This is a genomic window from Paenibacillus sp. J22P169, from assembly GCF_059691995.1.
Genome location: NZ_JCAUAO010000007.1, coordinates 100295 through 121741 on the forward strand (window position 1 = coordinate 100295; position 21447 = coordinate 121741).

Consider the following 21447-nt stretch of genomic DNA (forward strand, 5'->3'; position numbering starts at 1 on the left):
GAAAACGTCTGGAGGAATGTAAGAGATGAACATTGTATTTCTGAACACGTTGGAGAAGAATTCGGGGGACCAGCAAGTGCTCTCTGCGCAAGTTTCCATTGCGGAAGAACAGGGGATTTGGAGCGTTCATTGGAGTGAGCCTGACTCGGATGGTAAGCTTGGGCAGGCCGAATGGTACCAGGGCATAAGCTGGGATGAGATGCTGTATGCATTCCGCCAAGGCTTGCGCGAGAAGGTTCGGATCGGCTTCCGACCATTAGTTCACACGGAGTTAGATCTTACACAAGGGCTGACGGGCAAAGCGAAAATGACTCAAATGCTCACCTATTACTGTGAGGAAAATCCGAATGAAGAAATGTACGAGACATTACGCTCATGGCGCCGCGAACAGGCAGCTCGTGAGAAGAAAGCTCCTTATATCCTCGCAACGAACCGTGTTCTGAGGATGATTTCTGTCTTCTTACCTCAGACCAAGGAAGAGCTGCAGCAGATTCCTGGCTTTGGCGAGCAAAAAACTGCGATGTACGCGGAGCAATTGCTTGGACTGATCGGTGAGTGCACACGTACGAATAGTTTTCCGTTGGATTGGGTTGCCAACTATGTGGATATGATGAAATTCGAAAGTTGGCTCCTTGCTCAGAAGGAACAGAAGCTGCGAATCGAGCTTGATCGTGAGGTCAGTAAACGTAAGCTGCTCGAAATCGTTGCTGGAGGCGGCAGTTTAGCCGATCTTCAAACGAATCTGACGATGCCGCGAAGAGAATTGCTGCTATGGGTAGAAGATTTGGATCGTGAAGGCTACGATATGGATCCTCTCGTCGAAGCTGAGCTCGCAGCGGTCCCAGAGGAAGAACAGATTAAGGCATGGAATGCCTATGAATCGGAAGGTGACCGCTACTTAAAGCCAGTACTCAAGAGCCTTACCGGGACCGAAGAACTGAAAGGTAAAGAACTAGACCGTGCCTATGAATGGCTGCGTCTGCTTCGGTTGCGCTTTCGCAGAGAGAAGGAAAGAAATACAATGCAAACAGCTAGTTAATGCGTATTGACAAAGGTGAAACAGATATGTTTAAATGGTCAATAATCTAATAACCGTCAATGCGATGACGAACATGGGCGATGCCCGAAGTAGGAGAAATGCCGCTGCTGCAGAGAGTCGGTGGAAGGTGCAAACCGATGCAAGCATGTTTTCCGAATTACAGTTCTGAGTTGGTGGAGGGAACGTACTCATTCGAGTATCAGTAGCTTGCACCCGGCAATTTATTTGTCGTTAATCTTCTAAGTGAAAGAGAACTAGCATGCCATTAGGCGAGCAACCAATCTCTTTAATTAGGGTGGTACCGCGAGACAACCTTCTCGTCCCTTTGTGGACGTTGAGGTTGTCTTTTTTGTGTTCTTTTAACCAATTGAACGGAGGGATCATATGTTTTCATGGGATAAGCTCACGGTAGAGCAACAGCAGCAAGTGGATCACCAATTGTGTATCCTCAAACGAGGTGCAGCAGAAATCGTGCCGGAAGAAGCGCTGAAGCAGAAGATAATGAAGGCTGTTGTGACAGGGATTCCGCTAAAAGTTAAACTGGGCTTAGACCCATCTGCGCCCGATATTCATATCGGACATACCGTCGTCCTGCATAAGCTCCGTCAATTTCAAGATTTGGGCCATGAGGTTCAACTCATTATTGGTGATTTCACTGGGCGCATCGGCGATCCGACAGGGAAATCCGAGACACGTAAACAGCTTTCGGAAGAGGATGTGAAGCATAACGCGCAAACCTATCAGACACAGCTAGCTAAAGTGTTGGATCTAACCAAGACATCCTTCTACTACAATTCTTCTTGGCTGGGTGAACTGCGCTTTGATGATGTGCTGCGACTTGCAGGTAAAGTAACCGTTGCTCGCATGCTCGAAAGAGATGATTTTGCTAAACGGTATGCGTCCAATCAGCCCATACATGTGCACGAGTTTTTCTACCCGCTTATGCAAGGCTATGATTCAGTTTCCTTAGAGAGCGACATTGAACTAGGTGGAACCGATCAGACTTTTAACATCTTAATGGGGCGCACACTCCAAGGTGCATATGAGCTCAAAGAAGGTCAAGTGGCGATCCTGATGCCTTTGCTTGAGGGGCTGGATGGCGTTCAGAAAATGAGCAAAAGCCTGCGCAACTACATCGGAATCGATGAGCAACCGAATGAGATATTCGGCAAAACGATGTCCATTCCAGACACACTGATGCTCAAATATTTTGAGTTATCGACAGCACTTTCGAATGCGGAAATCGAAGAGCTAAGGCAAGGACTTGCTTCTGGTGCGATACATCCAAGAGATGCCAAGCTGAGGCTGGCGAAACTGTATGTTGGGATGTACCACGGTGAACAAGCTGCTGAGGAGGCAGAACAGCATTTTATTACTGTTTTTCAGAAGCGCGCTTTACCTGATGAGATTGAGGAAGTAAGCCTGAGCCTCGAATATTTGGAGGAAGGACGGATTTCGATCATTAAGCTGTTAGTCCAGTTAGCTTTGCAAGCGTCGAATGGGGAAGCCAGGAGGAGCGTAGAACAAGGAGCTGTGAAAATTAACGAACAGAAGCTGACTGATATTCATGCGCAAATCACGCCAGTGGACGGCGATATTCTGCAAGTCGGCAAACGGAAATTTGTCAAAATCAAGCTAACATAAACTGCATGCAAAAAAGGTGACTTCTCAGCAACGTTCTGCTTGGAGTCACCCTCTATACAAATCTATCTGATCGGCTCATAGCCATTCTTTCTTACGGAAAAGCACATACATGGCGATGCCGAGCACACCCATAAAGGCTAGCACGATTTCATCCCCATGAGGGGTTAGATGTAAGCCAAGAATATTATCGAAATTCATCCCGAACACACCGGTAATGAAGGTCAAGGGCATGAAGATCGTCGTCAACGCGGTAAACACACGCATGATATCATTCGCGCGGTTCGCCAAGCTGGATTGATAAGCTTCTCGTAAGTTCCCCATGAGATCGCGGAGTGTATCGAACGTATCGACGATTTTGACGGCATTCTCATAGATGTCGCCGAAATACTTTTGGAGCTGATGATCGATGAGTCTTAATTCTTTTTTACCTAGTGTCCCGATGACGTCACGTTGAGGCACGAGCATCTTTTTCAGCCATAGAATCTCGGATCGAAGACCAATAATCTCATTCAAATGCGACTTCTTCGTCGCCATGAGAATGTCTTCTTCCAGCTTCTCAATCTTCGCTTCAATTCGGTCACCGACTGCCACATAGTTATCGACAACAAGATCGACCAAATGATATAAGAAACGATCAGCGCTGTTCACTTCTTCCTCCCAAAGGAAGGGCTTGAGTGCGCGCAGTTCATTAATTTTTTGTCGTGTTACGGTTATGATCACGTGCTTGCTTAGGAATAAATTAAGTGCGCGGAGGAAAATTTCTTCATCATCGAACCTAATGCTGTTAATAACAATGAAATAATGAGAATCATAAAATTCTATTTTAGGACGCTGTTCTTCCTCACTTAGACAGTCTTCTACAGCCAAATCGTGCAAATGGAACAGAGGCTGAAGTAATTCCAGATCCTCGATCCCCGCATCAATCCAATAGAAGCCTTGACTTGGAGGTGTAAGCGCAGCGGTCACATCTTCAACTAACGTAAAAATACCATTTTGAACCAACCGTGTTTTCATCTGCCCACCCCTTTGAATGGAATCAGCCGGTTAGTTCATCTAGAAGAGCAATGCTCTGGATGATGGAATAACCGACTTCATTCCTACATTTAGAAATTGTTTACTGATGACCTTGCAGGTACTACTCCTCGGTTCTCCGTCCAAGCGTATGCCCTCCTTTTCCGTCCGTGTCGAATACTTGTCTAGTATACCCGTTCATATACCGCGTTTCAAGCCAAAAAGTTACATGAAACATGGGGAATTGCCGTTTAGATAAGGTATGGTTGCAAGGCTAGGTCTGTTCCAAAAAAATAAACCGCCAAAACTTACTTGGCGGCATTTAAAATTTTATTTTTGGTGTCTGTGTACATTTGAATGATCTCGGGTCCGCCGCGCTGTAGTAGATCATCTTCGCTTTCAGCCCCGTAGACGAGGTGAAGCTGTGAGACAGCAATTTCGGCTTGCTCTAATGTAGGTTTGTCGGTTTCGATTAAGGCAAAATAGCGATGTAAGGAAGCGAATGCAGAGAAATTATCCGATGTTTGGGTTGACATAATAGCCCTCATTTCTTATAAAATCTTTTTCGTTTAGAAACATCTGCTGTGAAAAGCTAGTCCTTATTAATAACCTTAAGCAGCAAAACTTAAACAGTCTTAATTGATACAAATTGTATCATACAAAGGATTGATTGGCTACTTTTACAAAATTTCTAACTAGTCTTGGCAAACGTACTAGCCCAACCATCTTGACTTTCGTTAAATTTATAGTATGATAATGCTAATCGCATACGTTACGTTTTCTTATCAAGAGTAGGTGGAGGGACTAGCCCTATGACACCCGGCAACCGACAAACCTTTGCAAGCAAAGGGGAGCACGGTGCTAATTCTTGCGGAAACGCTGTTTACAGTGAATCTGGGAGATAAGAGAAGGACATTGACTTTGATTTTTCATGGCCTTTCTCTGATTCCAGAGAAGGTCATTTTTGCATTTTAATAGATATTTGTACCTAACCTAAATTAAAGAAGAGGAGTGAACAGGATGCCGATCAAGATTCCTGACAACCTGCCTGCCAAAGAAATTTTAAACCAAGAGAACATCTTCACCATGGACGAATCTGTCGCGTATCACCAGGATATACGTCCACTTCGCATTGCCCTGCTCAACTTAATGCCGACCAAAGAAACGACGGAGACGCAGTTGTTGCGCTTGATCGGAAACACGCCACTGCAAGTGGAGTTCGTGCTATTACATCCTAAAACTCACACTTCCAAAAATACATCTCTCGAACATTTAGATATGTTTTACAAAACCTTCGATGATATCAAAGACGATAAGCTTGATGGTATGATTATTACTGGTGCGCCCGTAGAACAAATGGACTTCGAAGATGTGAATTACTGGGAGGAGCTAACGCAGATCCTCGAATGGAGCAAGCGTAACGTCACCTCAACACTGCACATTTGTTGGGCTGCTCAAGCAGGCTTATACCATCATTTCGGTGTACGAAAATATGCGCTGGATAAGAAGACTTTCGGTGTATTCCCGCATACGGTGAGTGTTCCGAACACGAAGCTGCTGCGCGGTTTCGACGAAGTGTTCAATGTTCCACAATCACGCCATACGGACATTATCCGAGAAGATATTGAACGATGTCCGGATTTGGAAGTTTTATCTGAATCCGAAGATTCAGGGGTTTATATCGTTGCAACGCGCGACGGTAAGCATATTTTCGTAACAGGACATTCGGAATATGATGCGTGCTCCTTGAAATGGGAGTATGACCGTGATGTAGCCAAAGGGCTGCCAATCGAAATTCCGAACAATTATTACCCGAACAACGATCCAAGTAGACAGCCTTACAACACTTGGAGAGCACATGCGAATTTGCTGTTCTCGAACTGGCTGAACTATTATGTATATCAAGAAACACCTTTTGAGTTGACGGTAAACATTAATGAAAGCTTGGCAAGCTCGCAATTGTAAACTCGAACCCATACCCCTGAGGAGGAAATTCCCTTGTTGAAAATCGAAAGTCGTCTCGCTCAAATTGGCTCAATTGAAGAACCTGTTACAGGTGCTGTTAGTTTTCCAGTGTATCAAGCAACTGCGTTTCGCCATCCTAAGCTTGGACAGAGCACAGGATTTGATTATGCACGTACGAAGAGCCCGACCCGTAAAGTGTTAGAGGATGCCATTGCCGGGCTTGAATCCGGAGATGCAGGATTTGCTTGCTCTTCAGGCATGGCGGCATTGCAAACGATTTTCGCATATTTCAGCCAAGGGGATCATTTGATTGTTTCCTTGGATTTATATGGGGGTACGTATCGTTTATTAGAAAGAATCATGTCCCGTTTTGGTGTGACTGCTACCTATGTAGATACGAATGATTTGGATGCACTAGAAGGTGCGTATCAGTCTAATACGAAGGGTCTCGTTATTGAAACGCCAACGAACCCATTGATGATGATTACAGATCTTGAGCTTGTATGTACATGGGCCCGTAAAAAGGGCATCGTTTCGATCGTTGATAACACGTTGCTTACGCCGTATCTACAACGCCCAATTGAGCTAGGTGCTGATATCGTTATCCATAGTGCGACGAAATATTTGGGTGGACATAATGACGTGCTAGCGGGTCTGATTGTTACAAAAGGGAAAGAGCTTTCTGAGCAAATGGCTATTCTTCATAACTCCATTGGCGCTGTGCTTGGACCACAAGACAGCTGGCTCCTCATGAGAGGGATGAAAACCCTTGCGCTTCGCATGGAACGTCATGAGCAGAATGCAACAGCAATCGCGAACTTCTTGCTAGAGCACCGTCTGATTTCAGATGTTTACTACCCTGCGCTAGAGTCTCATCCAGGTTATGCGATTCAAAATAAGCAATCTAGTGGAAATACAGGAATTTTTTCCTTCAAGGTTAAAGATGCAAGATTGGTAGAACCGATTCTTCGTCATATCAAGCTGATTGCTTTTGCTGAAAGTTTAGGCGGAGTTGAATCCTTGATGACTTACCCAGCGGTACAAACACACGCGGATATTCCGCTTGAAATTAGACAGCAAATTGGTGTCGATGACCGTCTGCTTCGCTTCTCAGTAGGGATTGAGCATATCGATGATTTGATTGCAGATTTGTCGAATGCCCTTGAGTCCGCGCAAGCCGAACTGGAAGGAGCTTCGCAATCATGAGCCATTCATCATCAGACAAAGAAAAGCGCAAAGCACAAGGTAAATTTGCCACAAGATTGATTCATTTCGGTGCTGAAATTGATGAAGCGACAGGGGCATCGAGCGTGCCCTTGTACCAGGCGTCAACCTTTCATCAGGCTGATTTGGAAGCGAACCAAGAGTACGACTACACGCGATCTGGGAACCCGACGCGTCAGGCGTTGGAAGATTACATTGCTTTGCTAGAAGGCGGGACGCGCGGCTTTGCGTTCGCCTCTGGGATGGCGGCAATCTCATCTGCGTTGATGCTGTTGTCTCAGGGGGATCACGTCATCTGTACGGAGGACGTGTACGGCGGTACCTATCGTTTACTGACAACGATTATGAATCGCATGGGTGTGGAATCCACTTTCGTGGATATGACAGACATCGCTCAGGTGAGAGCAGCTCTTCGTTCGAATACGAGAGCCGTATTCATCGAGACGCCTTCGAACCCCACGCTTCGCATTACAGATATCAGTGAGATTGCTGCGTTTGCGAAGGAACATGATTTGCTCACGATGCTGGATAACACGTTTATGACGCCTTATCATCAACGTCCAATTGAGCTTGGCATCGATATCGTGCTGCACAGCGCAACGAAGTTCCTAGGCGGGCACAGTGATGTGCTAGCGGGTCTAGCAGTCGTAGCGAACGATAGCCTCGGCCGTCGGATGAAGCAAATTCAGAACGGCATGGGGAATGTGCTCGGCATTCAAGATTCATGGCTGCTCATTCGCGGCATGAAAACATTGCAAGCACGGATGGAAATGTCCGAGAAGGGTGCTCGTAGATTAGCGCAATGGTTGTCGGAACAACCGGATATTGATGTCGTCTACTACCCAGGTCTTCCTAACCACCCTGGCAGAGAAATACATGAGAAACAATCGCTAGGCTACGGAGCTGTCGTCTCATTTGACGTAGGTTCTGGGGAGAAAGCGAAGAAATTGCTAAGTAAAGTGAAGATTCCACTCGTAGCAGTGAGCCTGGGTGCTGTCGAGAGTATTCTATCGTACCCTGCGATGATGTCGCACGCGGCGATGCCGAAGGAAGTTCGCTTATTGCGCGGCATTACGGACGGTCTCGTGAGATATTCCGTAGGACTTGAAGATATCGAAGATATTATTGAAGATTTGGAACAAGCCTTGCGAGGTTAGTCCACTCGGTATTCAGAAATTATCCATATTTACTTGGGAATAACGACTGGAAAAAGCAGCCCTTTGCTGCTTTTTTGGCATGAGTATGGTACGATTAATGGATACGAGCCTTCAGAAAGTAAAGGAGTGAGTTGCTATGAAACCGATCGATCGCATTTTAAGTAAAGCACAAGCAGGCGGACGAATTGATGTAGAAGAATGTATTACACTGTTCGAATCCGATCAAATAGAGAAAATTGGTGACACCGCCAATCAGATTATGAAGAAGTGGCACCCGGATCCAATTACGACATTCGTGATCGGGCGTAACATCAACTACACGAATATTTGTGATGTATATTGCAGATTCTGTGCGTTCTACCGTGCACCAGGGTCGGCGGAAGGTTATGTGCTGCCGGATGAAACGATTTTCCAGAAGATTCAAGAGACATTAGATGTTGATGGTACAGAAATTCTGATGCAGGGTGGTACGAACCCGAATCTGCCGTTTAGCTATTATACAAATATTTTACGTGAAATTAAGAAGCGTTTCGATATAACGATGCACTCCTTTTCACCCGCTGAAATTATGAAAATGAAAGACGTTTCCGGTGGATTATCGCTAGAGGAAATCGTTCGCCAATTGCACGAAGCGGGACTTGATTCCTTGCCAGGCGGTGGAGCGGAAATTCTTGATGACCGTACACGTCGCAAGATCTCCAAGCTGAAAGGCTCATGGCGTGATTGGATGGATGTCATGCAGACGGCTCATAAGCTTGGCATGCATACCACTGGAACAATGGTTATCGGCTTCGGCGAATCCATGGAAGAGCGTGCGCTTCATATGCTGCGAATCCGCGATGCGCAGGACGATGTGCTGCTGCAGAAGCTGAACACACCAGGATTCTTGGCGTTCATTCCGTGGACGTTCCAACCGGACAACACGAATATGAAGGCGGAGAAAGTTACGCCTGAAGAATACTTAAAAACACTGGCAATTAGCCGCATCATGCTGGATAACGTGCCGAACTTCCAATCCTCATGGGTCACAATGGGACCTGAGGTTGGCAAGCAGACGCTTAGCTACGGCTGTAATGACTTCGGCAGCACGATGATCGAAGAGAACGTAGTATCCGCGGCGGGCACCACGCACAAAGTCAACGTATCCTCGACGCTGGACATTATCCGTCAAGCAGGCAAGATCCCTGCTCAGCGGAATACGAAGTATCAGATTCTGCGTGTGTTTGACGACGAGAATGTGAAGATTGATCGTGATTTTGTGATGCAGAACTAGGATTAATATATAAACAAAACGCTTATTTCATAATAAATCCGCTCGTAGGATTTGTATGAATAAGCGTTTTTTGTTTTCTGATGACTTGTAATGAATTAAATATTCTCAGAACCTCATCGTATAATATGGTATAATTTGTGTGCTCGGAAAGTGGTAACTTTACTGATTGAGGAGAGTTTTAATGAGTGTTGGAGTGAGTGAGTTATCAAACAATAAGATCGAATTTTTAAAGACAGCACTAGATTATGCTGAAAAAAGAATAACCGCTATGGATCAAAAAGCAAGTATTTTAATGGCAATAACTGGTGGGCTATATTTACTTTTTGTTAGTGTAGCAAAGGATATCGTAGGTGGTGTAGATCAACTATTAAAATACAAAAACATAGTAAGTTACTCTTCAATGATCTTTATCTGTATTAGCTTGCTAATTATGTTTAATGTCATTTTACACTTGATCCAAACAATTCGCCCAGAAAAAGGGTTAATAAAGAACTTTCTACAAAGTTTGTTTCCTCAAAGTGAGCATAAAAGGAAAAGTAGAGTGAATCTGAGCACCCATCGTAATAATGAAAATTATATAATGTGGTTTGTAGCAGGACATAACACGAAAAAAGAAAATTACAATAAAATCTTACAAAACCTAGATGATCATGATATTTTATTGAATCTAGAGAAGGCACATCTGTCTTCTTTGCAATTGTTAGAAAAAAAGTATTATTATTACCGACCTGCTGTTTCCGGGATCATTTTATCTTTAATATGGAACACAGTTACTATTTTACTTTTTATAATCAATAAAAGCTTTTTTTGATATCATACATAGATCATTGTAAGAAGAAGCAGCCGCGGCTGCTTTTTTTTTGTCCCTGTAGCGAAAATTTAATCTTATTTTCAGGTAACCATCGGTCAATAAGAGTACAATGAGGTAACACCACAATTTGAGATTAAAGATCGGAGTGATTTTTGTGAAGCTGTTTAAAAGCTTTGTCCAAGGGTTCCTTTATGCTTTCGTCTCCATTGGTGCTCTCCCCTTCTTACTAGTGAAGATTCTGTTAGAACAACTGTAACAAGACATTCTTACTTTCTAGAGGGGCAGCCTTGTGCTGCTCCTTTTTTGCATGCATAAGCCCTTCCGCAAATGGCAAATTGTTCGTTGTATATCTCCCTCCTATCGACCATATACTCTTAAGAGGAGGATGCATAGATGGAAGGAGTGAGCACATGGAACTGTTTGCAATTGCCCTAATCAATGTCGAGGAATCCTATGTACGGTCGCTGAGCGCACAGGTGAATCAAGCGCTGCAGCATTTACATATCGCCCAAAATGGTTTAAAAGCTACCTATACTTGGTGTGAAACACGTGCTTTTATTTATGTGGAAGCGGAAGCCGGGAGTGTGATCCACGATCCCTATATCCATGAAGCTCAAGTGAGAGCTTGCACAGCTGAAGTGTTGGCGAGCCACATTGTAGCGGACAAGGAATCCGGCATTTTACGTAACCTGATCACAAAGGATTTTAAATATGAAAAGCAGACGGACATCGAAGCCATTGAAGGCTACTGTAAGCAATCGTTGAAACAAGAGAGCGAACTGGAAGGGTTGCCGCTGGTGAACAGTAGCCCGAGCCGGCTTCGCCGCATTCAAATGCTGAAGGATCAGATCATCCTTTTGTTTGAGGAGAATCCGCAGTTCAGCTTAGATGGCTTTCTGAAATTCCGGATTCAGGAATACAAGGAAGAGTTGCGGGAAATTGCCGAGTATGCGATTGATGAGTTTATGATGGATCGCCAATATCAGGAATTTATTTCGCTTCTGCAATATTTCGTCTATATTCAAGAGGCCAAAATCCCCGCAGCACATCTCATTCATAAAGGCGGACATGAGTTTGTCATTCTGAATGACCGAATGGAGCCTATTGATGCGAATGAATTTGATGCAAGCTTTCGAATGGAAATGTTGGAGAAGGATATCAATTTCGAGGATATGATCGTGAGTACACTTATTACGGTCTCACCCGCCAACATTTACATTCATACACGGGATCCTGAATTAACGATTATTAAGACGATACGGCAGATCTTCGAGGACCGTACATCCGTGTGCAGCTATTGCCGTACTTGCGACCTCTATTTGGGGGATGCCAAAAAGCAGGATCAACTATCCCCTTGACCTTGCCCTTCTCGCCATTTATAATAGTGATCGAAGGCGTTAGTATCAAAGACATGAACTTTCTGTATGAACTGCTCAGAGAGAGGAGACCAGGCTGCAATCTCCTTCAGCAAATCGGATCGTTTACCCCTTTGTAGCCGTATTGTGGAATTCGACCTGACTTGCAGGTGCGATACTATACAGTACCGGAATCATTCCCGTTAACGAATGCTTATGAGGATTCGACTTACCCTTTGGGTATGAGCGAATCGAACTAGGGTGGAACCACGAGCTGAGCGCACTCGTCCCTTTATGGGATGAAGTGTGCTTTTTTGCGTTCAATTCACTTACACAATTTAGGAGGCATGGAAGATGGTTGTACAAGTAAAATTACCAGACGGCGCAGTAAGGGAATATGCAGTGGGGACGACTATTGAGCAAGTGGCTGAATCCATTTCATCCGGTCTGAAGAAAAATGCAGTGGGTGGTAAAGTAAACGGGAAATCCGTTGATTTATCTTTCGCTTTGGACAATGATGCTGATGTTGAAATCTTAACGCTCGATACAGAAGCAGGCCTAGAAATGTACCGTCATAGCACAGCACATTTGATGGCACAAGCAATCAAGCGCATTTATGGCAACAAAGCGGTTAAATTAGGAATTGGTCCTGTCATTGAAGACGGCTTCTACTATGATATTGATTTGGAAACTCCGCTTAACCCTGAAGATTTGATCAAAATCGAGAAGGAAATGGAGCGTATCTCGAACGAGAATTTGGCAATTACGCGCCGCACTGTTTCACGTGAGGAAGCCATTCGTATTTTTACAGAGATGGAAGATCCGTTCAAGCTGGAATTGATCCGTGATCTCCCTGAGGATACTGTTCTTACGATTTATGATCAAGGTGAATTCTTTGACCTGTGCCGCGGCCCTCATTTGCCGTCAACAGGACGCATTAAAGCGTTCAAATTGTTGAGTGTTGCTGGTGCTTACTGGCGCGGCGATGCGAAAAACAAAATGCTTCAACGTATTTATGGCACAGCGTTTCCTAAAAAAGCGCAATTGGATGAGCATTTGCACCTATTGGAAGAAGCGAAGAAACGTGATCACCGTAAATTAGGCCGCGAGCTCAAAATGTTCGCATTCTCACGTGAAGTGGGACAAGGCTTACCGCTTTGGTTGCCAAATGGCGCGAAGCTTAGACGCACAATGGAACGTTACATTGTTGATTTGGAAGAACGTCTAGGCTACCAACACGTTTATACACCAGTGCTTGCCAATGTAGAGCTATACAAAACATCGGGTCACTGGGAGCACTACCAAGAAGACATGTTCCCGAAAATGGTTATGGACAATGAAGAGCTTGTCCTCCGCCCAATGAACTGTCCTCACCATATGATGGTCTATAAAAGTGATATGCGCAGCTACCGTGATTTGCCGGTTCGTATCGCTGAGCTTGGCACGATGCACCGTTATGAAATGTCAGGCGCATTGACTGGTTTGCACCGCGTGCGTGCAATGACTTTGAATGATGCGCATATTTTCTGCCGTTTAGATCAAATCAAAGAAGAATTCTCCCGCGTTGTGAACTTGATTCGTCAAGTGTACGCTGATTTCGGCATTACGGACTACCGCTTCCGTCTATCCTATCGCGATCCGAAGGATACTGAAAAGTACTTCCAAGATGATCAAATGTGGGAAACTTCCCAACGCATGCTGCGTGAGGTAGTAGAAGAGCTAGGCTTGCCGTTCTACGAAGCAGAAGGAGAAGCAGCGTTCTACGGTCCTAAGTTGGATGTTCAAATCAAGACTGCACTGAAGAAAGAAGAGACACTTTCAACTGCGCAAATTGATTTCTTGCTGCCTGAACGTTTCCAGTTGGAGTACACAGGTGAAGATGGTCAGAAACATCGTCCAGTTGTCATCCATAGAGGAATTATCTCTACTATGGAGCGTATGACAGCTTTCTTGCTTGAGAATTTCGCGGGGGCTCTTCCTACTTGGTTGATGCCAACACAAGCGAAAGTTATTCCAGTATCACCGGCCTTTGAAGAGTTCTCCAATCAAGTAACAGAGAAGCTAAGAGAAGCAGGAATTCGCGTTGAAGCGGATAATCGCAATGAGAAGCTTGGTTACAAAATTCGTGAAGCTCAGCTGGAAAAAATTCCATTCATGCTCGTCGTTGGCGAGAACGAAGTGAAGAATGAAAGCTTATCCATCCGTAAGCGTGGACAAGGGGATCTGGGTACTCAGCCGATTGCTGAGGTTATCAACATGATTCAAGAAGAAATTAAAAACAAACTGTAATACCCAGTTGATTAAATCAAAGCAGAGAAGTGTGCGTCACTTCTCTGCTTTTTTGCGTTCCCAAAAATGTCATTTCTATATGCATAAATAACTAAAACGAAGACATCTTAAACAGTGAGTCTGTATGTGGAGGTTTAGTGATGAAAGGAAATGGACAACCTACTTTAGTAGGGGGAGGCTTAAAACAATGAGAATAACCGATGCGCAGGTGCAATCCAAATGGATTTTAGCATGGATGGTGCTTACCGTTTTGGTCGTGTTTTTCGGAGAAGAGGCTAGTCATTCAGGTAACGACAGGGTGGTAATCACCAATACCCATATACGAGATCAGCAGGGCAAACAGCAAGGAAATGTGCTTCCTGCGGCATGGCCTGTTGCTCAAGAGTATCAACAACAAGTGAGTTACCGCTTTATACCCAATCTTGATTCAGATCTTTCTAAATACACGGCAGTCGAAGTGACTGCGACAGGGTACTTTGCAGGTAAAGAATCAACGGGGAAGAATCCAGACCATCAAGCCTATGGAATTACATATTCAGGGATTAAAGTCAAACGTGATGATAAAGCTTTATCCACGATTGCTGCAGACACGAAGGTGTTTCCATTAGGGACGGTGCTATTTATCCCAGGTTATGGTTATGGGGTTGTAGCCGATACAGGAAGTGCGATTAAAGGGAAGAAAATCGATCTGTATTTTGACACGAAGGATCAGGTTTATAAAGAATGGGGTAAAAAGACTGTCAAGGTATTCGTAGTGAAAAAAGGAAATGGCAAGGTTACAGAGGTTATTTGGAAGCAGCTAAAAGATGAAATCCTGACGCCTGCCAAAGCACTGTAATGTTCAATTTGTTTAATTTTCTAGAAAAAGAAATTCATAAAAAATCCTGTTTGGGAAAAGATACTCATACAGGAGGTGATTGACATGGCAAAGAACAAGAACAACAAGAAAGCAGCGCAAGACACGGAATTTGCTACTGAAGTAGCGGTACCTAACAAGCAGCAACAAAACAACACACAAAACCAAAATAAATAAAAAAATAGCTGATAGGAAAGACGGAGATCCGAAAGGGTCTCCGTTTTTTATTTCTTTTCAAGCCCTTCTATATTCGATATAATGTAACAAAAACTAACATTTTGTTCCTTTTGGGAGGAGTTCCGGTTGCACATGTGGACGGATTCAAGGCAAAGAGCTTGGTTCTACGGTTTTGTGGTTATTGGTATGGGTGTAAATGTATTCGCTTTATTTTCTGCTTCGGGATGGGTAACCGTAGTTAGTGTCGCTGTTTTCCTCGTGATGGGTGTAAGCGCATTACTTAGTTCTAGAGCTTCAGGTAAAGCACATGAACAGGGAGTGCTTGATCACGAAGAACAATTTCGTACCTTTATGCAAGAATCACAAGTAGTTGCGGATCGACTAGCAGCGGCAGTTGAAGAGGTCAATCGCTCCATCGGCCATCTGCTTCAAATTGCTGACGCTTCTATTCAAGGGGAAGAGGAATTGAAGGGTAGAAGCCAGCACGCCGCAGGACAACTCCAAGAAGCCTTTGCGGCGATTCAACAGGTGGCTGCAGCGGCTGATCAGATCTTGGATTCGTCGTTGCATATGCATCGTGAAAGTGAACAAACCAAAGATACGGTAGTTGATGTGTGCCGCTCCTTGAATGCGACAGATGAAGTAATGAATGATTTACACGTGAACAATGATACGATGCAGAAGAAGATTTCAGATTTAACTGCACATACCTCGAAGATTGAAGAAATTAATACGTTCATTACCGAAGTCGTTGCTCAAACATCCTTGCTTGCCTTAAATGCATCTATTGAAGCTGCTAGAGCCGGTGAGCATGGAAGAGGCTTCTCGGTAGTAGCACAGGAAATTAAGAAGCTGGCTGCGCAAAGCCATGAAGCGGTTCAGAAGTCTTCTGAGCTTCTGGCTGATATTGAGAGCGGCGTATCGCAGGTTGTTGCTGCAGTTGCAGAAGAGAAAGCTTCGGTTACTCATGGTATTGATGAGATGAAGGTGATGAAAGGGAAGATTGATACGATCTTTTCATTGATCCTTCACGTGAATAGCTTAGTGGCAAGTACCACGAGTTCAACGAAGCACCAATCTTCTCTGGTTTCTGGGACTAGGGTATCCTTAGGTGAAGTCGTGGATTTGATGGATGATACGATGTCGAGTGTGGAGCATACCTTGGATCAAATGAAAAAGCAGCGCCATGAGGTCTCAAGATTGCAGCATATTAATCAGAATTTAGATCGCTCTTCCGCAGAGCTCATTAAGGCGATCCAAGCGGTTGGTATGAAGAGTAAGCGAGGAACCGTTCATGTGAATATTGAAGAAATGAAGCAAGTATTGAACGCGCTTGTTCGCGTACCTGACATCAAATCGTTGATGGAAGATAAGCATACTTCTCATTTGCACGGAATATTGAAGAAAACAGCAGGGATTGAAGCGATTTGGTCAAATCGTGGGGATGGAACCTTCATCTATTCTGAACCAGAGGCAGGCTTGGTGAATGCCAAAGGAAGAGAGTGGTGGAAGCGCGCGATGGCAGGTGAGCTCTTCATTTCGGACGAGTACGTGTCAGCTATTACGAAAAAACCATGTATCACGTTGTCAAAAGCCGTCATAGATGACATGGGAACGCCAATTGGTGTCGTTGGTATTGATTTAGTGTTAAATTAATGGTTCTCAAACCACTCTTTTTAGTGTAAAATAAGATTACTGTTATAAATCTTGACACGGAGAGATAGGTGACGGTTCATGCTACAAGCATTACGAGCGGATGGAAAGCCCTTAAGAACACCAAGGAAAGCTGCGGAGGTACTTCCCTTCTTGGAAGCTTTTATTACGCGGAAAGAACAGCAGGCTCGGGAAATTGAGCAGGTTGTTGAGCGTTACGAAGTCAAGAGAATGAAGGAAGAACGGGCTTATCAAACCATGTCATCATTTCGGCGCATGTTCTCTGGCAAGAAGCCTGATCATCATCTTGCTGTTGAGTATATCCATTATGTAAAGAAACCTATGGAGCAAGTAAGAAAGCTTCGTGCCGAAATTGAGCAAGCTAGACAAATCATGAATGATTCTAAGCCAGGGGACGATATCACCTTCCCGGACGAATTCGAAGATATATTTTCATAAAAAGAAGAGGACACTGCGGGTGCAGTGTCCTTTTCTTTTTAGTCGTATTATTGGTTATTCTTTAAGTGTTGCAGGTCCAAGAATCCTTCTTCTTGGCTATACGCAGGAACCCCGTGGGAACCAACATCTAGACCGACCAACTCCTCGTCGCGACTTACACGTAAAGGAACAATGAGCTTAATGAGCTTTAAGAATACCCAAGTGATGAAGAAGCCCCATGCACAGACAGTGACAAGTCCAAGTGCTTGAACACCTAAGAGGTGGAAACCTCCGCCATAGAATAATCCAGCTGTTCCTTCGCGAATAGCGTCCGGTTTCGCGCATAAGCCAACAGCAAGTGTACCGATGCTTCCGCTGATCCCATGTACGGGAAAGGCGCCAACAGGATCATCAATCTGTCTAGCTTCCAGCATTTCCGTTGCGTAGACCATGGCGATTCCGCATATCGCGCCAATGCAGATCGCTGCGGCGTCACTGACGAAGGCGCAGCCTGCGGTAATTCCGACGAGCCCGGCGAGCGCGCCATTGATAACCATGGGCGGATCTGCCTTGCGATAGCGCAACATGGTGAAGAGAATACAGGCCGCACAGCCAGCTGCGGCGGATAGCATCGTGGTGACCGCGATGTGTCCGATCGACGTATTGGTAGCGCTTAACGTACTACCGGAATTAAAACCAAACCATCCGAACCACAAGATAAATGCGCCAACTGAGGCAAGTGGCAGATTAGAAGGAGGGACGATGTTAGCTGTTCCATCAGCAGAGAATTTGCCGATCCGCGGTCCAATAATCATCGCAGCAGCTAAAGCAGAGAATCCGCCAAGCCCGTGGATTACGGCTGATCCAGCGAAGTCGACCATGCCAAGCTTGCCAAGCCAACCATTAATGCCCCATACCCAGTGGCCAGCTACAGGATAGATGATTCCAGTCATGGCAATGGTATAAAGGATATAAGCACGGAAATTGATGCGTTCTGCTACAGCTCCGGATACAATCGAAATAACAGCGATAACAAAGGCGCATTGGAATAGCCAGTAGGTATCATGTGAGATCGTTAACGCGATGTGTGTTAAATCTCCTCCCATGAAGAAGCCTGTTGTGCCAATGATCCCTCCTACATCCTTGCCATACATAAGTGCAAATCCGAAAAAGTAAAATATAAGCGCACCAAATGAGATATCTACGAACACTTTCATGATGATACTTACAGCATTCTTTTGTCTGACAAACCCTGCTTCTAGTAAGGCGAAGCCGCCTTCCATTAGCAAAATCATAGCAGCAGTCAAAACAACCCAAATTGTGTCTAAGCCAGAAGTTAGTTGTTGGATTTGATCCATCCCTGTAATCTCTCCTTATAATACTAGCGTTCTCAGCACCAATTATACGGTTCTGATGATAACCATGTCAACGGATTACGTAAGAATACATAACATGGACAACGAATTGTTCGTCTTATACGACAGTGATGTGAGGTTTGAGTGTGAGGGCCTCTGGAATATCGGTCTCAAGACGGAGGCCGCCTTCAATCTAACGTCTCTTTTCATATCACCTCGTATCTTATAAACTAGAGTTATCTTAACAACGCTTTACACAAATGGAGGAAGAACGTATGAATCCGCATATGCTTCAAAGAGTGATCTGGGGTCTAGTTCTCGTATCCGCGGGAACACTCTTTTTACTAAATCAATTGGGAATCGTTCAAGTGGACATTGGTTATTTGTTTTCCACTTATTGGCCAGCCATTCTTATTTTCTATGGGCTCGTTGGATTTGTCTCACAGCGAAAATACCATTGGGGTGGATCCATCGGCAGCTTGATGATGTGCGGGGTTGGGACCATTTTTCTACTGAAAAATTTAAATCTAACCGATCTATCCATTGGAGAAATGTTTAAATTTCTAGCTCCGGTTGCTTTAATATTTTTTGGATTACATGTGATTTTTAGACCAAGCAAAAAAGAGTCACCTGATTGGCCTTCTATTAAGAAAGCAAGAGATGAAGAAAGAAAGGCGCGGAGAGAAGCGAATCGAATGCGCCATGCACAACATAAGAAAGATTGGGAGTCGGCTTCTTGGAACACCTCCAAAGATTTAACAGGCAATCCGAAAGATCGTATGGATCACTCAGCGACAAGTAACTTGAAATATGGACTAACCGATGAAGAAAAAGAAGTACTTAAGGATATTCATGGTGCATATCCGGAAGAAAACAAGCTTGATGATTGGCAGGTTTCGGACGAACTAGACGCTAAGGAAAAGGCAGGGCGGGAACCTGTTGAACGTGCAGGTCGGAATAGTCAGCCCAAGACGCGCAGCTTTGAAGACGATCACCAGCATAAATACGATGGTTTCGTTCGCAACTTCGATTCAGGTAATGTTCTACACCGTCATGGATTTATTGGCGATGTTCATCTTGGTCAAGAGGCTTGGGAATTAAAGCCCGTTCAGATCTCGCATTTTATTGGCGACTCTGTTATTGATCTAACGCGTGCATCAATTCCTCGTGGTGAAACAACGATTCATGTCACTGCTTTTATTGGTGATGTGAAGATTTTCATTCCAAATGACATGGATGTTGAGGTTCGGGTCATGGCAAGCTCCTTTATAGGCGATATGAAGGTGCTTGATCGTCGAGAAAGTGGGTTTCTGCGAAACATCAGAACGCAAACCTCACATTACGAAGAAGCTGAACACAAAATCGTTGTAACGACAAGCATGTTTATTGGTGATATCACTATTAAAAAGATAGGTTAAGGATGGAGCATGTACAAATTGCGAATGTTCAATATGAAGTGGCAGCTGCTGAATTACTTTCTAATCTCGAGTGTACTAACGGTTTCAGGTATTTATATCGTACTTGAATATTACGAGAAGGAACTGACTTCTTGGGAGTTCCGATTGTGGTTCGCTTTCGCGATTCTTGTAGTGAGCTTAACCGTAGGTTTTATTGCAACGAGAAGGTGGCAGCGCAAGGTAGATGAGCTTCATGTCGCCATGTTGGAATTGTCAAAAGGGAATTTCTCGGTTCGAATCGATATGGAGCCTGTTGAGCCTTTCCTGTACTTGTATGATGCTTTTAACAGCATGGCGACTTCTATTGAAGAGCGCGTACAGCTCATGCAAAAGTTAGGGGAAGCCGAAGCGATTCGGGATCAAGAGCTAACGGAAAATGCCGTGATGGAGGAGAGGCGCCGACTAGCGCGTGATCTCCATGATACTGTCAGCCAGGAACTGTTTGCTATTCATATGTCGGCTTCCTCTCTTCCAAAAATATTGGAAAGAAATCCAGCGGCCGCACCAGCGTTGATGAATCAGCTCATCGAGATGTCCCATCATGCTCAGAAGCAGATGAGGGGTCTCATTTCACAGCTAAGACCGATCGAATTAAAAGATATGAGCTTACAAGAAGCCCTGGAGAAATGGTTCCCGGAATATTGCCGGACCCATGAACTTCAGGGTCAACTTGATGTTTCGCTGCCTGAAATCATTTCGGAAGCGATTGAACATCAGTTTTTTCTCATTATCCAAGAAGGACTTGCGAATGTCATTAAACATGCCTCGGCCAAACAGGTTCGATTGGCGATCTACGAGAGAGAGCATCAATATGTATTGCAATTGCAGGATGATGGTCAAGGCTTTGAACGAAGAGATATTCCTTCTGCTTCCCATGGCTTATCAACGATGAGAGAACGTGCACAAAAGCTAGGCGGCGAAGTGGAGATTGATAGCAAATTAGGTTCTGGAACTCGTGTGCGCGTTCGCATTCCGCGATTTTCTGGGCAATAGGGGGAACTAAGAATGAATCCAAACATTAAAGTCATGATTGTTGATGATCACGACATGGTACGAGTGGGGCTGCGTACTTATATTTCGTTGGAGCCTGGCTTAGAAGTAGTTGGTGAGGCATCGAACGGTCAAGCTGCCTTTGATCAATTGAATGAAGTAAGCATTGCGTCACTGCCTGATGTCATTCTGATGGATTTAACGATGCCGGTATTGGACGGTATTGGTGCGACGAAGCTGATTTGTGACAAGTTTCCACAGATTAAAGTGATCATGCTGACGTCGTTTCTGGAGGAAGCCAAGGTCTTGGAAGCTGTTGAATCCGGAGCTATTAGTTATATGTTGAAGACTGTTTCTTCCGATCAACTGATTCACGCTATTCAGAGCGCGTACCGCGGGATGCCTGTTATGAATGCTGAAGTGTCGCAAGCCCTAACTAGAGGCATTAGGCAGCGAAGTGAATTGCCAGAGCAAGAGGGTTTGACAGCGAGGGAACGTGAAGTGCTCCTCTTAATTGCTGAAGGGAAAAGCAACAAGGATATTTCTGAAGAGCTGTTTATCAGTATTAAAACAGTGAAAACACACGTCAGCAACTTGTTGATGAAGTGTGAGCTTGACGACCGGACCCAATTAGCCATATTCGCTCATCGGAAAGGATGGGTTTAGTCCGAACAAAGAAATAGAGGAATTATTGCACATAAAAACGTCAATTTGGCACATTCTATGCGTAAGTAAAATAATATGAGCGCTTAA

General features: G+C 44.5%; 18 protein-coding genes, 1 riboswitch and 1 other annotated feature. Of the genes, 15 read left to right on the forward strand and 3 right to left on the reverse strand.

The window, feature by feature from the left end; genetic code table 11:
• Positions 1–25 precede the first annotated feature (25 nt).
• Both AC58QG_RS26395 and tyrS read left to right on the forward strand, forming a co-directional pair.
• The gene (locus AC58QG_RS26395; protein WP_497365073.1) at positions 26–1039 is read left to right on the forward strand and encodes an HRDC domain-containing protein; all 1014 of its coding nucleotides are present in this window, start codon (positions 26–28) and stop codon (positions 1037–1039) included.
• 71 nt (positions 1040–1110) lie between these two features.
• Positions 1111–1367 (forward strand) — a binding site (T-box leader).
• Between the two features lie 56 nt (positions 1368–1423).
• A complete protein-coding gene (gene tyrS / locus AC58QG_RS26400; protein WP_497365074.1) occupies positions 1424–2683 on the forward strand; it encodes a tyrosine--tRNA ligase in 1260 nt (419 codons plus the stop codon).
• A gap of 75 nt (positions 2684–2758) precedes the next feature.
• Here tyrS and corA read toward each other — a convergent pair whose 3' ends face one another.
• On the reverse strand, positions 2759–3697 hold the full coding sequence (gene corA, locus AC58QG_RS26405) for a magnesium/cobalt transporter CorA (protein ID WP_497365075.1): 939 nt from the start codon (positions 3695–3697) through the stop codon (positions 2759–2761).
• Positions 3698–4002: 305 nt separating this feature from the next.
• Positions 4003–4230 (reverse strand): hypothetical protein, encoded by a 228-nt coding sequence (locus tag AC58QG_RS26410; protein ID WP_497365076.1) that lies wholly within the window; start codon positions 4228–4230, stop codon positions 4003–4005.
• Positions 4231–4473: 243 nt separating this feature from the next.
• A riboswitch (SAM riboswitch) is annotated at positions 4474–4602 on the forward strand.
• Between the two features lie 112 nt (positions 4603–4714).
• Between AC58QG_RS26410 and metA the strand changes: the two genes are divergently transcribed.
• The 10 genes from metA (at position 4715) to AC58QG_RS26460 (ending at position 16913) form a co-directional block, all read left to right on the forward strand.
• Complete coding sequence (gene metA, locus AC58QG_RS26415) at positions 4715–5659, forward strand: homoserine O-acetyltransferase MetA (protein WP_497365077.1); 945 nt, start codon at positions 4715–4717, stop codon at positions 5657–5659.
• 36 nt (positions 5660–5695) lie between these two features.
• A complete protein-coding gene (locus tag AC58QG_RS26420) occupies positions 5696–6865 on the forward strand; it encodes an aminotransferase class I/II-fold pyridoxal phosphate-dependent enzyme (protein WP_497365287.1) in 1170 nt (389 codons plus the stop codon).
• Positions 6862–8040: a trans-sulfuration enzyme family protein gene (locus AC58QG_RS26425; RefSeq protein ID WP_497365078.1), complete on the forward strand. Its 1179-nt coding sequence runs from the start codon at positions 6862–6864 to the stop codon at positions 8038–8040. Before AC58QG_RS26420 ends, AC58QG_RS26425 begins: the two co-directional genes overlap by 4 nt.
• Before the next feature lie 136 nt (positions 8041–8176).
• The gene (mqnC, locus tag AC58QG_RS26430) at positions 8177–9313 is read left to right on the forward strand and encodes a cyclic dehypoxanthinyl futalosine synthase (protein WP_497365079.1); all 1137 of its coding nucleotides are present in this window, start codon (positions 8177–8179) and stop codon (positions 9311–9313) included.
• 181 nt (positions 9314–9494) lie between these two features.
• The gene (locus AC58QG_RS26435; RefSeq protein ID WP_497365080.1) at positions 9495–10124 is read left to right on the forward strand and encodes a Pycsar system effector family protein; all 630 of its coding nucleotides are present in this window, start codon (positions 9495–9497) and stop codon (positions 10122–10124) included.
• 410 nt (positions 10125–10534) lie between these two features.
• The gene (locus AC58QG_RS26440; protein ID WP_497365081.1) at positions 10535–11482 is read left to right on the forward strand and encodes a putative sporulation protein YtxC; all 948 of its coding nucleotides are present in this window, start codon (positions 10535–10537) and stop codon (positions 11480–11482) included.
• A 351-nt stretch (positions 11483–11833) separates the two neighbouring features.
• On the forward strand, positions 11834–13768 hold the full coding sequence (gene thrS / locus AC58QG_RS26445; protein WP_497365082.1) for a threonine--tRNA ligase: 1935 nt from the start codon (positions 11834–11836) through the stop codon (positions 13766–13768).
• A gap of 187 nt (positions 13769–13955) precedes the next feature.
• Positions 13956–14606 (forward strand): 3D domain-containing protein, encoded by a 651-nt coding sequence (locus AC58QG_RS26450; protein WP_497365083.1) that lies wholly within the window; start codon positions 13956–13958, stop codon positions 14604–14606.
• 327 nt (positions 14607–14933) lie between these two features.
• On the forward strand, positions 14934–16457 hold the full coding sequence (locus AC58QG_RS26455; protein WP_497365084.1) for a methyl-accepting chemotaxis protein: 1524 nt from the start codon (positions 14934–14936) through the stop codon (positions 16455–16457).
• Positions 16458–16535: 78 nt separating this feature from the next.
• Complete coding sequence (locus AC58QG_RS26460; protein ID WP_497365085.1) at positions 16536–16913, forward strand: hypothetical protein; 378 nt, start codon at positions 16536–16538, stop codon at positions 16911–16913.
• A gap of 47 nt (positions 16914–16960) precedes the next feature.
• Here AC58QG_RS26460 and AC58QG_RS26465 read toward each other — a convergent pair whose 3' ends face one another.
• Positions 16961–18250 (reverse strand): ammonium transporter, encoded by a 1290-nt coding sequence (locus AC58QG_RS26465; RefSeq protein WP_497365086.1) that lies wholly within the window; start codon positions 18248–18250, stop codon positions 16961–16963.
• 272 nt (positions 18251–18522) lie between these two features.
• On the opposite strand from AC58QG_RS26465, the gene liaF reads away from it, so the two are divergent.
• From liaF to AC58QG_RS26480, 3 genes are read left to right on the forward strand one after another with little or no spacing between them, the layout of a single operon-like run.
• Positions 18523–19665, forward strand: coding sequence for a cell wall-active antibiotics response protein LiaF (gene liaF / locus AC58QG_RS26470; protein ID WP_497365087.1), 1143 nt, complete (start codon positions 18523–18525; stop codon positions 19663–19665).
• Between the two features lie 9 nt (positions 19666–19674).
• Entirely contained in the window at positions 19675–20697 is a 1023-nt protein-coding gene (locus AC58QG_RS26475; protein WP_497365088.1) for a HAMP domain-containing sensor histidine kinase, read from the forward strand.
• Between the two features lie 12 nt (positions 20698–20709).
• A complete protein-coding gene (locus tag AC58QG_RS26480) occupies positions 20710–21360 on the forward strand; it encodes a response regulator (RefSeq protein WP_497365089.1) in 651 nt (216 codons plus the stop codon).
• Positions 21361–21447 lie beyond the last annotated feature (87 nt).